We start from the raw sequence: 15,086 nt of genomic DNA on the forward strand, positions 1-15,086 counted from the left end.
AACCTACACCACCGTGCCCCAACCACCCCCGTTCTAAAGGACTGCGAGGGCCCCGTGGGACAGAACGGCAGGACAGAGCCGCAGGATTAATCGTCCCGGGCAGGTTCAGCCGGGGAGGACCATCTGGCCCTTGCTGAGAATGGTGAGTCCCGACTCGGTGACTGTGTAGCCCCGGCTGAGGTCCAGTTCCCGGTCCACGCCAATTGTGGCGCCAGCTGGCACCCTGACGTTCTTGTCGATGATGGCGCGCCGGATCACTGCTCCCGGACCCACCGATACCTTGTCCATGACTACCGAGTCGGTAATCGACGCTCTCTCGTCCACGAAAACATCAGTGGCCAGAATGGAACCCTGGACCTCTCCGCCCGAGACCACCACGCCGCTGGAGACAATCGAATCACGGGCCACACCCGAGCCGCCCGATGCACTACGAACAAATTTCGGCGGGGGAGAGACACTCTGCCGCGTGTAGATCGGCCACTGCAGGTTGTACAGGTTGAACAACGGTAGGGGGGAGATCAGATCCATGTTGGCGTCGTAGTACGAGTCAAGGGTTCCGACATCGCGCCAATACTGACGGTCCCGATCGGTGGAGCCTGGAATGTCATTGGCGGTGAAATCGTAGACTGCAGCGTCGCCGCGCTCAACGAAATAGGGGATGATGTCCCCGCCCATGTCGTGTTGGGTGTTCAGCCGGGCGGCATCCGCTTCGAGGGCGCTGACCAGTGCGTCGGCGGTAAAGACATAGTTGCCCATGGAGGCCAGGAAGCTGTTCGGGTCGTCCGGGAGGCCTGGGGTGCTGTCCGGCTTTTCGACAAACCCGGAAATTCTTCCGGAACCATCGGTCTGGATGACTCCGAACTGGTCCACCAGGTTCATCGGCTGGCGTACCGCTGCGACACTGGCTGAGGCACCGCTGGCGATGTGGGCCGCGACCATCTGCTCAAAGTCCATCCGGTACACGTGGTCGGCGCCGATGACCACCACAATGTCCGGGTTCGCGTCGTGGATCAGGTTCAGCGACTGATAAATGGCGTTGGCACTGCCCAGAAACCAGCTCTTGCCCCGTCGCTGCTGCGCGGGTACCGACGCCACATACTGCTGCAGCTGTGTGGACATGCGCCAGGTTTCGGAGATGTGCCGGTCGAGGCTGTGTGACTTGTACTGGGTGAGCACCACAATTTCGAGATAGCCCGAGTTGACCAGATTGGACAGGGCGAAGTCGATCAGCCGGTAAATGCCTGCGAACGGCACCGCTGGCTTCGCCCGATCTGCGGTCAACGGCATCAGCCGCTTCCCCTCGCCCCCGGCCAGGACAATCGCCAGTACCTTTTTCAATGCCACAAGTGGCCCCCTGCCCTGCTGTCGCTCTTCATCGAGTTGTTACCTGCTGACTGACTCACACTAGATGAGATCGCCGCGCTGCACTACGTTTGGAAACGTGCGTATAGACATTGTGACAAAAGAGTTCCCACCCGAGATCTACGGCGGCGCCGGCGTTCACGTCGCTGAGCTGAGCCGAGTGCTGGCCAGCCAGGTTGACTTGCGGGTTCACTGCTTCGGCGCTGCTCGCGATCCTGACTATTTTGGGGCCACCGTGAGCGCCTATCAGGCGCCCGCCGAGCTTGACCAGGCGAACCCGGCGGTGCAGACATTCGGCACCGACCTGGCAATGCTCGATGGGCTGGCCGGGGCGGACCTGGTGCACTCCCACACCTGGTATGCCAATATGGCTGGCCACCTCGCGTCACTCCTGCACGGCATTCCGCACGTTCTGAGCGCCCACAGTCTCGAACCATTGCGCCCGTGGAAGGCTGAGCAACTTGGCGGCGGATACGCGCTCTCGTCCTGGGCCGAGCGAACCTCCTACGATGCGGCGGCCGCGGTCATCGCCGTCTCCCACGGAATGCGGGCTGATATTTTGCGCAGTTACCCAGAGGTGGACCCCGACAAGGTGAAGGTAGTGCACAACGGCATCGATGTCAGCCTGTGGGAACGGGACGCCGACGCCGATGCCGTCCGGAGACTCGGGATCGACCCGGACCGCCCGAGCGTGGTGTTCGTGGGACGCAACACCCGGCAGAAGGGCGTGCCGTACCTGCTCCGGGCTGCAGCGCTGCTGGAGCCCGGAGTGCAGCTGGTTCTCTGCCTCGGCGCCGCCGATACTCCCGCGCTGGCCGCCGAAACCGCCGAGCTGATCGCTGAGCTGGAAGCCAAGCGCGGGTCAGTCATCCTCATCGAAAGGATGCTCCCCCGGAAGGAACTCAGCCAGGTGCTCAGCACCGCAACTGTCTTCGCTTGCCCCTCAATTTACGAGCCACTGGGCATCGTGAACCTAGAGGCAATGGCCTGCGGGGCAGCAGTGGTGGCCAGCGCCACCGGCGGCATCCCCGAGGTGGTGGACGACGGCGTTACCGGCACCCTGGTCCCGCTGGAGCAGGTCACCGACGGGACGGGGATCCCGCTGAACCCCGAGCGGTTTGTCAAAGACTTCGCGGCCGCAGTGAACTCGCTCGTCGCAGACCCGGACCGGGCCCGCAGGATGGGCGAGGCCGGCCGCCGTCGGGCAGAAGAGCACTTCTCCTGGGACTCCATTGCTGAATCCACCCTGGAGGTCTACAGCTCGGTGATCGACAGGTAGCCACGAACCATCGTAAGGTTGCTTACCACCATCTACCAGCGGAGGACCCACCAGTGACCGAGAACCCTAGCCCAGCGACAACTGACTCTCCTGACTCAGCGCATTCTCCCGACCTCATCGATCAGGCGAACGTGCCTGAGCTGAACGAAACTGAAGTGGATGAGGCGGTCATGGACGAGTCTGCAGAAAACCCGGCCCTGGATGTGGGCCACATCGTTACGCCAGTCGATGAAGAGAACGAGGATGACGACCCGCGGAAAAGTTAGCCCTGGGACTTAGCGCTTGGCCTTGGCCTTGCGAGCGAGGACCGTCTTCTCGTCAATCGGGAAGGTGCCGCTGGCCCGCTGCTTTCGTGCGTAGGCCATGGCCTCCTCCTGGCGTTCCTTCTCCGCTCCCGTCGCGATCTCGGCTCGCAGGTGTTCCGGACCGTAGCCGAAGGAATCGACCAGATCCACCGCGTGCGGCCGGATCTTCGCTAGGAGACGGTTGATGTAGGGCGAGAGGGTCCGCGCGCGCTGGGTGGAGAGCCGGCCATTCATCAGGTACCAGGCGAGGTTCTGTTCGATCAGGCAGAGTCCAAACAGGTCCCGCAACCAGGTGAGAACCTGCTTGGTACCAGCATCGTCAACGCGGTGAATGGCCGCGGTGAAGGCCTCCCACTGCAGCAACTCGGCATGTGCCTTGGCCGTTCCGATCAGCTCGTGCTGGTGCTCGTTGAACTTCGCGGCCGCTGCTTCCTGCGACAGCTTCCGCACACCCCGCAGCTCGCCGGCCAGGTCGGTGACCATTGCCTCAACCCGGTCGGACAGCAATTCGTGTTGCGTGTGCTCGTCTCGGAGTGCGATGGCCGATTTTCGCTCGGACCCGCCATCAACCACGGTCTGGACAACGCGACGCAGCCCCGACCGGTGCAACGTCTTCTCGGCCCGCTGGGTGACCACGTAGCGGGCCAGCACACCGAAGTCGACGCCACTGAACTCCTTGGCATAGTCAGCGAGCAGCCTTTTCGCCACGAGCTGTAACAGGACATTGTTGTCGCCCTCGAAGGTCGCGTAAACATCCATGTCCGCGCGGAGGGAGGTAAACCGGTTCTCGGTCAGGAATCCAGCACCGCCGCATGCTTCCCGGCATTCCTGCAGCGTGTCGAGTGCATGCCAGGTGGACAACGGTTTGAGTGCAGCCGCAAGTGTTTCCAGATCCTGCCGGTCCTCGTCGGTGTCGTGAGCACCGGAGAACACGTCATCGAACTTCTCCAACAGCTCTTCGTGGGCGAACGACGCCGCATAGGTGGCGGCGATGCGGGGGAGGAGCCTGCGCTGGTGCTGCTGGTAATCGAGCAGCACCTCCTCTTTGAGGTCCGATCCCGCGTTGAACTGCCGGCGCTCCACCGAGTACTGCACTGCTGTCTTCAGAGCGAGCTTGGTGACTGCCACCGCGGCGCCGTCGAGGGACACACGCCCCTGGACCAGAGTGCCGAGCATGGTGAAGAAGCGGCGGCCCGGTGAGGCGATCGGCGAGGTGTAGGCGCCGTCGCTATCGACGTCGCCGTAGCGGTTGAGCAGGTTGGTGCGGGGGATCCGCACCTTGCTGAAGTGGAGCCGCCCGTTGTCGATGCCGTTCAGCCCGCCCTTCAGCCCATCATCCTCGCCGCCGATACCCGGCAGGAAGTTGCCTTCGGCATCGCGAAGTTCGACGTAGAAGGCGTGCACACCGTGGTTGACCCCACCCGTGATGAGCTGGGCGAACAGCACCGCCGCGCGGCCGTCGATGGCGGCATTCCCGATGTAGTCCTTCCACGCAGCGCGGAAAGGGGTATGGATCTCGAATTCATCGGTGTCCGGCTGGTAGACGGCTGTAGTGCCAATACTTGCGACGTCGGAGCCATGGCCCGTTTCAGTCATCGCGAAGCATCCCGGAATCTCCATGTTCATGATGCCGGGAATCCAGGCTCTGTGATGTTCCGCAGTGCCCAGGTGCAGCACGGCGCTGCCGAAGAGGCCCCACTGCACGCCGGCCTTAATCTGCAGTGACGGATCAGCTACCACCAGCTCCTCAAAGCCAGCAATATTGGCTCCATGGTCGTCGTTTCCGCCGAACTCCGTTGGAAAGGCGCGGTGCACTGCCTGATTGTCGACGAGGTAGTACAGCTGGTCAAAACAGCGGTTCCGGTGCTCGGCGTTGGACTGGCCCTCGATCCGGTGCACCTCAGGGCGTCCTGCCAATTCGCGGGCGACCCGGCGGGTTGCGGCCCACCGGCCGAGGAGGAGCTCGCCCAGAGTTTCGACATCGACGACGGCGCGATCGTCGTCCGTAATAGCGACGGTCGCCGGAACTTTGAGTTCGGGTCGCGTTGCTGTCTGTGTCATGGGGTGTCCTCCAGAACTGAAGTGGTGCTCTCGGGTGATGGTGCGTGGTCGATGATGCCTTCAAAAAGCCAAGTGGTGAGTTGAGCGCTGAGCTGGGCTTCAGAGGGTTTATCCGGGCCCTCCGGGGTGGCGAGCCACAGCTCTCCGGCAGCGCGGACCATGCCGATGGCTGCTTGCGGCCAGAGCCTCAGTGCCGGGCCCCCACCTTGCTTCGCCAGGGGATCGGAGGCGAGGAAGGACTTCATGGGACTGGCCAGCATGTCGGTAACAGCCTCGAAGAAGTGACTCAGCAGCTCAGATGTCTGCGGATCAGCAGGGTTCGTGAGGGCGTCAGTGGCGCCCAGTCGGGCGACGAACGCATAGACACTAGGTGAGGTCTGAGCCATCTGCAGGTACGCAGAAACCATTGCGTGGAGGCCCTCGCGCGGCGAGGCCGCTTGGCGCGCCGCTGCCAGCACCTTGTCCTGCATCTGCGCGATCACCACCTCACCCATCGCCTGCTGCAACCCGGCTTTGTCGCCGAAATAGCGGTAGTACACGGATTTTGAGGTCCCGGCCGCTGCGGCGATGTCCTCCATCGACGCGCTGTAGCCCAGCGTTTGGACTGCTCTCCGCGCGGTTTTCACCAGCGCACGGCGACGTTTGTCACGGTGTGCCTGCCAGCGACTGGAACGCCCATCACCAGTCGCCGCGACGGACGATGCTCGTGATCTGGGTTGTGGGTCTTGCTTGTTCACGATACTGAGCGTATCAGGTACGCTGGGTATCGGTAACTCACCCATTCGTGAAGGAGAATCACAGCATGGTCGACCAGGCAGCAGGGCAGCGCAACGCGCAGCCCTCCACATCCGCCCGTAACGCGGTGGTCATTGGCGGGAACCGGATTCCTTTTGCGCGTTCCGGTGGCGCGTATGCGTACTCGTCGAATCAGGACATGCTGACGGCAGCTTTCGATGGTCTGGTCGCACGGTTCGGTTTGCAGGGAGAGCGGATCGGTGAAGTTGCGGCAGGCGCTGTTCTGAAGCACTCACGCGACTTCAATCTGACCCGTGAGGCAGTGCTCGGGTCTGCTCTGGCTGCCGATACCCCCGCCTATGACGTTCAGCAGGCGTGTGCCACCGGCCTGGAGACAGTGATCGGCCTGGCCAACAAGATCAAGCTTGGCCAGATCGAATCGGCTATCGCTGGCGGAGTCGACTCGGCGTCCGATGCGCCAATAGCTGTGAGCGAGGGCCTACGCCGAATTCTCCTCGACCTGTCGCGCGCCAAAACCACCCCACAGAAGCTCTCAGTGCTCAGCCGCCTGAGGCCCAAGGATCTTGCACCCAACGCGCCAACCACCGGCGAGCCACGGACCGGGCTCTCCATGGGCGAGCACCAAGCCATCACCACCAGCCAGTGGAAGATCACCCGCGAGGCCCAGGACGAGCTCGCCTTCAACAGTCACCACAATCTCGCTGGGGCCTACGAGCGAGGCTTCTTCTCGGACCTCGTCACTCCCTACCGTGGTGTCACCAAGGACGCCAACTTGCGGGCGGACACGTCGCTGGAGAAGCTCGCCAAGCTCAAACCAGTCTTCGGCAAGAGCCTGGGTGACGGTGCAACCATGACCGCCGGCAACTCAACACCGTTGACCGACGGCGCCGCCGCCGTCCTGCTGGGGTCCGAAGATTACGCACGCCGGAACACCCTGCCCATGCTGGCCAACGTTGTCGACGCCGAAGCCGCCGCCGTTGACTTTGTGCACGGCGCTGAAGGGCTCCTCATGGCTCCGGTCTACGCCATGCCCCGCATGCTGGCGCGCAACGGGCTGACCTTTGACGACTTCGATTTCTTCGAAATCCATGAAGCGTTTGCCGGTACTGTCCTTAGCTCGCTTGCTGCCTGGGAGAATGAAGACTTCTGCAGGAACAAACTGGGCCTGGACGGCGCGCTCGGCACCGTGGATCGCAGCAAACTCAACGTCAATGGCTCGTCCCTCGCTGCAGGACACCCGTTCGCGGCGACCGGCGGCAGGATCGTCGCAGCACTGGCAAAGGCTCTTGCAGAGAAAGGGTCCGGCCGGGGCCTGATCTCCGTGTGCGCCGCCGGCGGCCAGGGCGTCGTCGCCATTCTGGAGGCCCGCGAACAGTGACTGATAACTATCTGAACCTCGTCAACTCCGGTCCAGCCGGAAACCTCGCCAAGCGCCTTGGCCTCCCACGACCGGCAGTGCTGCGCCGGCACAGCCCTGGCGCGCCACTGGTACCTGGTCCACTGCTTGTCCTTGGATCGTCAGCAGCGGCAGACACCCTGGCCACCCTCTTACTCGAGTGGAACCAGGATGTCCGCCGTCACGCCCGCCCCGGCGAACGCCTCGGCGCAATTGTCGTGGTGCTGGAAAGCGTTACCGATCCCGGGCAGTTGGCCGCACCGATCCTCGAACTCGGTCAGGCGTTGCGACAATTAGCGCGTGGCGGCCGGATTGTTACTGTGTCACGTCCAGCTGTCGGGTGCACCAACCCTGCCGAGGCCGCCGCCCGGCAGGGCATCGATGGGATCGTGAGGTCAATCGGTCGTGAACTACGTGCCGGAGCGACAGCCAACGGCATCCTGCTCGGCAGCGACGCGCCAGTCCAGGCCGCCAGCGGGGCGCTCCGATTCCTGCTCTCCGGCAAGAGTGCCTTTGTCGACGGGCAGTTCATCACCGTCAGCGCCACCGAGCCCGCCGAGGCTCAGAATGAGGACCGCCCCTTAACCGGCCAGACCGCCGTCGTCACCGGGGCGGCCCGCGGCATTGGTGCAGAGATCGCTGCTGTGCTGAGCCGTGACGGGGCCACGGTAGTGGTGGTGGACGTCCCGGCCGCGGGGGAGCAGCTCGCCAAGGTAGCCAACCGGGTGGGAGGTACAGCTTTGCAACTGGACATCACCGCCGATGACGCGACGACCAGGATCCTCGACCACGTTCAGCATCGGCACGGATCACTTGACCTTCTGGTTCACAACGCCGGGATCACCCGAGACAAGTTGCTGGCGAACATGGACGCAGCCCGCTGGGAATCGGTGCTGGCGGTGAACCTTGCGTCACAACTGCGGGTCAACGAGGCACTGCTTGCCTCCGACGTCTTCGCCGGGTCCGGTCGGATCGTCTGCCTCGCATCGACCAGCGGCATTGCTGGCAACCGCGGCCAGTCGAACTACGCCGCGTCCAAGGCTGGAGTGATCGGTATGGTCCGCAGCACCGGTCTGGCCCTGGAAGGATCCGGCCGGACCATCAACGCCGTCGCGCCAGGGTTCATCGAGACAGAGATGACTGCGAAGATGCCCTTTGCCACCCGGGAGGTGGCCCGCCGGCTGAGCAGTCTTCAGCAAGGTGGACTCCCAGGCGACGTCGCTGAGACCATAGCGTTCCTCGCGTCGCCTGCCGCGGCGGGCATCAACGGAGAAGTACTCCGTGTCTGCGGACAGTCACTGGTGGGCGCATGAGTGAAGTAGTCCTTGACTCGGTCCCGAGCCTGCCGTCGCTGTACCGCAGCGCCTTGATCGGCAGTGTCCCCCTGCCCCGGATGGGCCGGCGCACCAAGGGCGCCGGAACGGCGGACCTCCCTGCCGTCAGGCATAGCGTGTCAGGCATCAAGGCTTCGGTCGGTGAGCTCACCCGTTTCCAGCAGCTCATCGGCGCTCCGGTCCACGACCTGTTGCCGTCCGGGTTCGTTCACACCATCGCGTTTCCTGTGGCGATGAGCGTGATGGCCCGCAAGGACTTTCCGCTGCCATTGCTGGGAATGATTCACTTGCGGAATTCAGTGGAGCACCGGCGGGCGATCCACTTTTCCGAGATCCTCGACGTGTCCGCCTGGGCCGAAAACCTGCGCCAGCACCATGCTGGAACACAGGTGGATCTGGTCACGGAGGTCACGGCACAGGGGGAGGTGGCGTGGATAGGACGCTCCACCTACCTCGCAAAAGGGGCACGGATCACTGGCACACCTACCGAATCAAAAGAGGGCAGGGAGCCTTTTGTGGCACCCCCGCTGACGGCTATCTGGGATCTTCCTGGCAGTGCCGGGAGGAGCTACGCGGCAGTGTCGGGGGACTACAACCCAATTCACCTCAACGCGCTGACCGCCAAAGCGCTCGGGATGAGACGGACTATCGCCCACGGCATGTATCTTGCCTCGCGCATGGTGCAGGAGGGCACTCCGGCGGGAGTTGAGTCCTTCGCCTGGACCATCGACTTCCGTTCACCAGTGCTGTTGCCCGCCCGGGTGTCAATCGCCATTGAGCCGCATGACGAGGCCGGCGTGTGGCACAGTTCAATAATCACTGGCTGGAACGCACGAAAAGGCCGTGAGCACTTCACTGGCAGCGTCACGCGTTTGCCGGTCCGGCCTTTCAGATGAGACGGCGGGCCTAAACTGGGAGCATGAGCGAGAACTTATCCCTGCTTGCCCGTGCCCGTGCCCGCGCCCTCGACGCCGAGGACCCCCTTGCCGGGTACCGGTCGCGGTTTGAGGGCCATGACGACCCCGACATTGTTGCCTATCTTGACGGTAACTCACTTGGCCGGCCCCTCAGCGACACCCTGGCGCGACTTGAGGCCTTCGTGCGCGAGCAGTGGGCCGGCAGGCTCATCCGCGGGTGGGACGAGGGCTGGTTGGAGCTACCAGAGCAGGTCGGGGATTTGATCGGGCGGGTGGCTCTCGGTGCGGCAGCAGGTCAATGCACTGTTGCCGACTCCACGAGTGTGCTGTTGTACAAGCTCGCGCGGGCGGCGATAGCCGCCCGGCCCGGGCGCACTGAGATCGTCATTGACCGGGACAATTTCCCCACCGATCGTTTCATCATGGAGGGAATCGCTGCCGAACGTGGCCTGCAGCTGCGTTGGGTCGATCTGCGGCACGACGGCGGTGCCACCGCAGCGGACGTCGCTGCCGCCGTCGGGCCTCAAACGGCACTGGTGGTCCTCAGCCATGTGGCGTACCGTTCAGCGCATCTTGCGGACGTCCCGGCCATCACCGAAGTAGTGCACGACGCCGGAGCGCTAGTGCTGTGGGACCTGAGCCACTCAGTGGGGTCGGTGCCCGCTGAACTCGATCAGTGGAACGTTGACTACGCCACCGGGTGCAGTTATAAGTACCTCAACGGCGGCCCGGGCGCCCCTGCCTGGGCCTATGTGGCGCAGCGGCATCTCGAAGACTTCCGGCAGCCTATCCAGGGCTGGCTGGGAAGCGCCGACCCGTTTGGCATGGGATCAGACTTCGAGCCGGCCGCTGGCATCCGGCGGATCATCTCAGGAACGCCGCCGATCATTGGGATGCTGGCAATGCAGGACATGCTGGGCCTGCTTGGCGAGGTGGGAATGAAGGCTGTCCGCACGAAGTCGGTGGCTTTGACCTCCTTCGCTATCGAGGCGGTCGACGAGCTGATGGCAGGGTCAGGCGTCGTCGTCACCTCTCCCCGGGACCCAGAACGGCGCGGCAGCCACATCACCATCGATCATCAAGCGTTTCGCGATCTGGTGCCGGAGCTGTGGGCGAAGGGAGTCATCCCCGACTACCGCAACCCGTCGGGCATCCGGTTGGGGCTCTCACCCCTGTCAACGTCGTTTGAAGAGACCTGCGTCGGCATTCAGCGGATCGCCGACAGCCTGCCCCGCCCCTGAGCCGGGGCCCATTCTGAACTGGGACTAGCCCTCACACTCGGCGCAGTACTTATCGCCCTTCTTCTCGCGGGCAAGCTGGGTCCGGTGCTTGACCAGGAAACAGGACATGCAGGTGAATTCGTCCTCCCGTTCCGGGATAACTGAGATGAGGAGTTCTTCCTCCAGAACTGCACCCGGCAGGTCAAAGCCCTCGGCGGTGTCACTTTCATCGGTGTCGATCGTTGAAGACTGGGTGGTGGCGCTGCGCTGAGCCTGGATCGCCTCAAGCGACTCGTTGACAGGCTGGTCTTCAGGCCTGACGCGTGGTTCGTCGTAGTCAGTTGCCATGCTGGCGTTGCTTCTCCTCTTGTTGTGTGATCGACCAGAATACAGGGAACATCAGCTTTCATTGGCCGGCTTACGCTAATAGCGTGTGGAAGGCTCATTAAGTTCCCTGAATGTCGGGAGATGACGAGTCAGTACGCGACCTAGATCACTTGTCTGACCGGGCAGGGAGTGCTCAGTTTCACCGCCGTCGAGTCGGTGGCTAGGGTGGGTGCATGGCGACAGTTATTCTCGTGCGGCACGGCCGCACCACAGCGAATGCCTCCGGGCTGCTGGCCGGGCGGGCCGTCGGCGTCAGCCTTGACCAGATCGGGTGGGACCAGGCGGCCCTGACCGGTGACCGGCTCGCGGCAGTGCCCGTCGTCGGCGTGGTGTCGAGCCCCCTGGAGCGTTGTCAGCAGACCGCCCAGCTAATCCTCGATCGCCAGCCCGGCACTCCGCCATCGCTTGTCGATCCCAATCTCACCGAGTGCGATTACGGCCAGTGGCAGGGTCGCATGCTGAGTGACCTCGCGACCGAGGATTTGTGGTCGGTGGTGCAGTCGCAACCGTCGGCCGTCACCTTTCCCGACGGCGAATCCATGGCGGCAATGCAGGCACGGTCGGTGGCAGCTATCCGAGGCCACGATGCAGCCTTCGAAGCCGAGCACGGGCCAGGGGCCGTGTGGGTTGCGGTAAGTCATGGTGACATCATCAAATCGATCCTCGCCGACGCTCTGGGCATGCATCTGGACCTGTTCCAGCGCATCAATGTGGGCCCCTCCTCCGTATCGATAGTGCGGTACGGCACTGGTCGGCCGAGCGTCTACGCCACCAACACCGACGGGGGGGACCTATCGTGGTTGTCGAATAGCTCCATCTCGGGCGACGCGCCAGTGGGTGGCGGCGCAGGGCAGCAGGCGCCACGAACCCCAATCGCCTAAAATAGTTCTATGCCTACAAAAGTTCATGAGTTCACCTGGCCTGACCGAGTCGTCGTTGGCACCATAGGCGTTCCAGGGGAGCGTACGTTCTATCTTCAGGTGCGCGCGGGGAAGCAGATAGTGAGCATTGCGATGGAGAAGCAGCAGTCGGCCCAGCTCGCCGAGAAGATCGACGAGATTCTTGATCAACTCATCATCCTTGAGGGCAACCCCTTCAGCGTTCCCACGAGCACTCCCATTGAACTTGTCGACAATGACCAGCTGGAACCCGTTGAGGAGCAGTTTCGGACCGGCGCCATGAGCCTGGGTTGGGACCCATCGACTGTGCAGCTGGTCATCGAGGCCTACCCGATGACCGATGTCGATCCCGATGGTAGCGATAACGATGGGTCTCCTGATGTTGATGAGGTTGACGTGCCTGAAATGCTGCGGGTGCGAATGCCGGTTGGTGCCGCCCGCGCATTCGCCATGCGCACCCGTGAGGTAGTGGGGGCCGGACGCCCAACGTGCCCGCTCTGCGGCTACCCAGTTGACGTTGGCGGGCACACCTGTACCCTTCCCGAGGCCTGATGCCGGCGCCTGACCTCGCGGCCTCGGAATTGACGCTCACCGGCCGCATCACGACGGCGTCAAACGCTACCTTCGTGGGGAGCATCGACGGCGCGGTGGTCGTCTACAAGCCGATCGCTGGGGAGAACCCACTGTGGGATTTTCCCGACGGCACCCTGGCGCACCGGGAGGTGGCTGCCTATTTGGTCTCTCAGGCCCTCGGCTGGAACGTAGTGCCACACACCTGGCTGCGCGATGGTCCGATGGGTGAGGGGATGGTGCAGCTCTGGCAGAATCAGGACCCCGTCCAGAACGCCGTCGACCTGGTTGCGACGGACCAGGTGCCCGAGACCGGCTGGAAACACGTTTTGCAGGGTAGAGACGAGAACGAACAGAGGGTCACCCTCATCCACGAAGACTCGCCAGCGCTGCGACGCATGGCCGTTTTCGACGTGGTCGTCAACAATGCTGACCGTAAGGGTGACCACATTCTTGCGATGCGCGACGGACGCCGGCATGGAGTGGACCATGGGCTTACCTTTCACAGCGAAAATAAGCTGCGTACGGTCCTGTGGGGTTGGTTGGGCGACGCCCTGACCGACGACGAACTCGACGGCATAGACCGGGTCAACTCGGGGCTGGAGGGTGAGCTGGGGAGTAACCTGGCGGACCTGCTCAGCGCCGAAGAAGTCACTTCGCTCGCCGCCCGCTGCGCCCAGTTGCGCTCTGCAGGGCGGTTTCCCGCTCCGAGCGGTGAGATGTCGGCGGTGCCCTGGCCGCTGTTCTAGCCGAATTGCGCCCGCAAGCCTCGTGGGTTGTGTCACGCTTAAGGCATGGATCTTGAGGTGTCAACGGAACTGATCATTCCGGAGCGCGAACTCGGCTGGCGATTCTCCAGATCGTCAGGCCCGGGCGGGCAACACGTGAATACCTCCGACAGCCGCGTTGAGGTTTTCTGGAGTGTCGCCGATTCGACAGTGCTCTCCGACAACCAGCGAAAGCTGCTGCTTACCCGACTAGATCGCCGCCTAGTTGCCGGCACCATCACAGTCGCCGCCTCCGAGCAGCGTTCCCAGCTGCGCAATCGCGAAACGGCGTTGCGCAAGCTCGCCGATCTGGTGACTGCGGGTCTGTCCTCCGGCCCTCAGCAACGCCGCGCTACCAAGCCCACGCGGGGCTCCGCACGGCGGCACCTCGCCGCCAAGCAGCAGCGCTCTGCCACGAAACGCAACCGACAGCGCCCGTCGGTCGATTAGCATCATAGAGGTCGGGCCGAACGGACCTGCCACCGGGGCGCCAGTTGCCGTCTTCGCTATGTCATGAGGTCCGTGTGGTGCAGTGCTGCAACGTTTGGGTGGGCGCGGAGCCGGTAGCGGAGGGCGTTGTCGCCGTAGGTCTCAAGGATCGGGCTGTCGGTCGGATCAACCGACAGGCCGCGTGCTTTGGCCTGAAACCCTGGGCTCATGCTCAGCCCGGGTATGGTCGCATCCAGCGCCGGGTTATAGAAGAAGGGCAGAGAAATTCTGTCGGTGCCCCGGACCGGTGAGATGACACGGTGAAGTGTCGCCTTCAGGTAGCCGTTCGTGGCCAGTTCGAGCATCTCGCCGATATTAACAACAAATGCTCCCGGAATTTGGGGAGCGTCAAGCCACTTCCCTTGGTAGTCGACCTGGAGGCCGCCCTTTCCGGGTTCGACGAGGAGCAGCGTCAATACGCCGCCGTCGCGGTGGGATCCGACGCCTTGTTTGGGCTCGTGGTCCGATTCCCCCGGGTAGCGCACGATTTTGAGCATCGGGAAGGCCCGGGATCCAAAGGCGTCATCGAAACTATCCTCGGGCGCGCCGAGGGAGACGGCAAGCGCCCGCAACAGGTCGAGGGAGATGGCGCTCAGGCGCTGTGTCCATTCGGAGACAATCTCCCGCATGTCGGGCAATGCAGCCGGCCACAGGTTGGGTCCTTCGAGCCGCCAGTAGTCAGCAGAGCCTGCGCCCGGCGCCACAGGGTCGCGCTCGGCGCCAATGTCGATCTGCTCGCGCCAGTCGACCGCCCGATCGGTTAGTTCAGCACCCATCCGGGTGTAGCCGCGAAACTGGGGACTGTGAATGTTCTCCACCTCAAGTTTTTGTTCCTCAGGCAATTCGAAGAAGCTCCGGGAGGCAGCGAACATGGCATTGATGAGGTCCTGCGGGATGCCATGGCCAGCCAAGTAAAGGAATCCGACGTCGTGCATGGCATTGCGAAGATCGTCCCGAAATTGCGACGCATCCTCCGGCCCTGCGCTCAACTGAGAATAGTCCAAGACGGGCAACGATTCGAGTGACAAAATCTTATAGTCCTTTTCAGCGAATTTTGGAAACCGGGGTCCGTATCCGCTTCAACGTTACGACCCGGGCCGAGGCATCGGACTCCCACGTTGCGAATTATGTCCTCGCGGACGGCGCGGGGCCACCCATCCCGCATGGTTGACGAATGAGGCAGTTATCGGTGTTGTATTTTTCGGTGACCGGGACTTAGTGCCCTACTGCTGGGTGGGTGTTGGTTCTAGCGTTGGGAAGGTCGGGCTGGTTCGTATGGACGTTTGATGGCCCGTAAGCATCGGAGGGGGACTCCGATGTGGTTCGTCTTCACTCTGGGGGGGG

At 63.2% G+C, this 15,086-nt stretch carries 15 protein-coding genes; 10 read left to right on the top strand and 5 right to left on the bottom strand.

What is annotated here, in order from left to right; translation table 11 throughout:
* Positions 1-105: 105 nt before the first annotated feature.
* Positions 106-1,344, bottom strand: a complete 1,239-nt coding sequence (gene glgC / locus Y703_RS0113150; RefSeq protein WP_035765151.1) for a glucose-1-phosphate adenylyltransferase — start codon at positions 1,342-1,344, stop codon at positions 106-108.
* 97 nt (positions 1,345-1,441) lie between these two features.
* Here glgC and glgA point away from each other — a divergent pair, with 97 nt between their 5' ends.
* Together glgA and Y703_RS0113160 are read left to right on the top strand one after the other, a co-directional pair.
* Positions 1,442-2,641: a glycogen synthase gene (gene glgA / locus Y703_RS0113155; protein WP_035765154.1), complete on the top strand. Its 1,200-nt coding sequence runs from the start codon at positions 1,442-1,444 to the stop codon at positions 2,639-2,641.
* A 53-nt stretch (positions 2,642-2,694) separates the two neighbouring features.
* Entirely contained in the window at positions 2,695-2,907 is a 213-nt protein-coding gene (locus Y703_RS0113160) for a hypothetical protein (RefSeq protein ID WP_026553073.1), read from the top strand.
* 9 nt (positions 2,908-2,916) lie between these two features.
* On the opposite strand, the gene Y703_RS0113165 is transcribed toward Y703_RS0113160, so the two are convergent.
* Positions 2,917-5,007 (bottom strand): acyl-CoA dehydrogenase family protein, encoded by a 2,091-nt coding sequence (locus Y703_RS0113165; RefSeq protein WP_026553074.1) that lies wholly within the window; start codon positions 5,005-5,007, stop codon positions 2,917-2,919.
* Positions 5,004-5,744 carry a TetR/AcrR family transcriptional regulator gene (locus Y703_RS0113170; RefSeq protein ID WP_343212906.1) on the bottom strand — a complete coding sequence of 247 codons (741 nt, stop codon included), beginning with the start codon at positions 5,742-5,744 and terminating at the stop codon, positions 5,004-5,006. The genes Y703_RS0113165 and Y703_RS0113170 overlap by 4 nt, the downstream gene beginning before the upstream one ends.
* Positions 5,745-5,809: 65 nt before the next feature.
* On the opposite strand from Y703_RS0113170, the gene Y703_RS0113175 reads away from it, so the two are divergent.
* The 4 genes from Y703_RS0113175 to Y703_RS0113190 are packed head-to-tail and all read left to right on the top strand — an operon-like array spanning position 5,810 to position 10,651.
* A complete protein-coding gene (locus tag Y703_RS0113175) occupies positions 5,810-7,141 on the top strand; it encodes an acetyl-CoA C-acetyltransferase (protein WP_026553076.1) in 1,332 nt (443 codons plus the stop codon).
* Positions 7,138-8,472, top strand: coding sequence for a 3-oxoacyl-ACP reductase (locus Y703_RS0113180; protein ID WP_026553077.1), 1,335 nt, complete (start codon positions 7,138-7,140; stop codon positions 8,470-8,472). The genes Y703_RS0113175 and Y703_RS0113180 overlap by 4 nt, the downstream gene beginning before the upstream one ends.
* Positions 8,469-9,389 (top strand): MaoC family dehydratase, encoded by a 921-nt coding sequence (locus tag Y703_RS0113185; protein ID WP_026553078.1) that lies wholly within the window; start codon positions 8,469-8,471, stop codon positions 9,387-9,389. The genes Y703_RS0113180 and Y703_RS0113185 overlap by 4 nt, the downstream gene beginning before the upstream one ends.
* Before the next feature lie 23 nt (positions 9,390-9,412).
* On the top strand, positions 9,413-10,651 hold the full coding sequence (locus tag Y703_RS0113190) for a kynureninase (RefSeq protein ID WP_051427582.1): 1,239 nt from the start codon (positions 9,413-9,415) through the stop codon (positions 10,649-10,651).
* A 24-nt stretch (positions 10,652-10,675) separates the two neighbouring features.
* On the opposite strand, the gene Y703_RS0113195 is transcribed toward Y703_RS0113190, so the two are convergent.
* Complete coding sequence (locus tag Y703_RS0113195) at positions 10,676-10,978, bottom strand: DUF4193 domain-containing protein (RefSeq protein WP_026553080.1); 303 nt, start codon at positions 10,976-10,978, stop codon at positions 10,676-10,678.
* A gap of 212 nt (positions 10,979-11,190) precedes the next feature.
* Here Y703_RS0113195 and Y703_RS0113200 point away from each other — a divergent pair, with 212 nt between their 5' ends.
* The 4 genes from Y703_RS0113200 to arfB are packed head-to-tail and all read left to right on the top strand — an operon-like array spanning position 11,191 to position 13,703.
* Positions 11,191-11,898, top strand: coding sequence for an MSMEG_4193 family putative phosphomutase (locus Y703_RS0113200; protein WP_026553081.1), 708 nt, complete (start codon positions 11,191-11,193; stop codon positions 11,896-11,898).
* Between the two features lie 9 nt (positions 11,899-11,907).
* A complete protein-coding gene (locus Y703_RS0113205; protein ID WP_026553082.1) occupies positions 11,908-12,468 on the top strand; it encodes a DUF3090 domain-containing protein in 561 nt (186 codons plus the stop codon).
* Entirely contained in the window at positions 12,468-13,235 is a 768-nt protein-coding gene (locus Y703_RS0113210) for an SCO1664 family protein (protein ID WP_026553083.1), read from the top strand. Before Y703_RS0113205 ends, Y703_RS0113210 begins: the two co-directional genes overlap by 1 nt.
* A gap of 45 nt (positions 13,236-13,280) precedes the next feature.
* On the top strand, positions 13,281-13,703 hold the full coding sequence (arfB, locus tag Y703_RS0113215) for an alternative ribosome rescue aminoacyl-tRNA hydrolase ArfB (RefSeq protein WP_026553084.1): 423 nt from the start codon (positions 13,281-13,283) through the stop codon (positions 13,701-13,703).
* Between the two features lie 56 nt (positions 13,704-13,759).
* Here arfB and Y703_RS0113220 read toward each other — a convergent pair whose 3' ends face one another.
* Complete coding sequence (locus Y703_RS0113220) at positions 13,760-14,770, bottom strand: isopenicillin N synthase family dioxygenase (protein WP_026553085.1); 1,011 nt, start codon at positions 14,768-14,770, stop codon at positions 13,760-13,762.
* Positions 14,771-15,086 lie beyond the last annotated feature (316 nt).

The sequence above is a fragment of the Arthrobacter sp. H20 genome, from assembly GCF_000520515.1.
Taxonomy (GTDB): domain Bacteria; phylum Actinomycetota; class Actinomycetes; order Actinomycetales; family Micrococcaceae; genus Arthrobacter_D.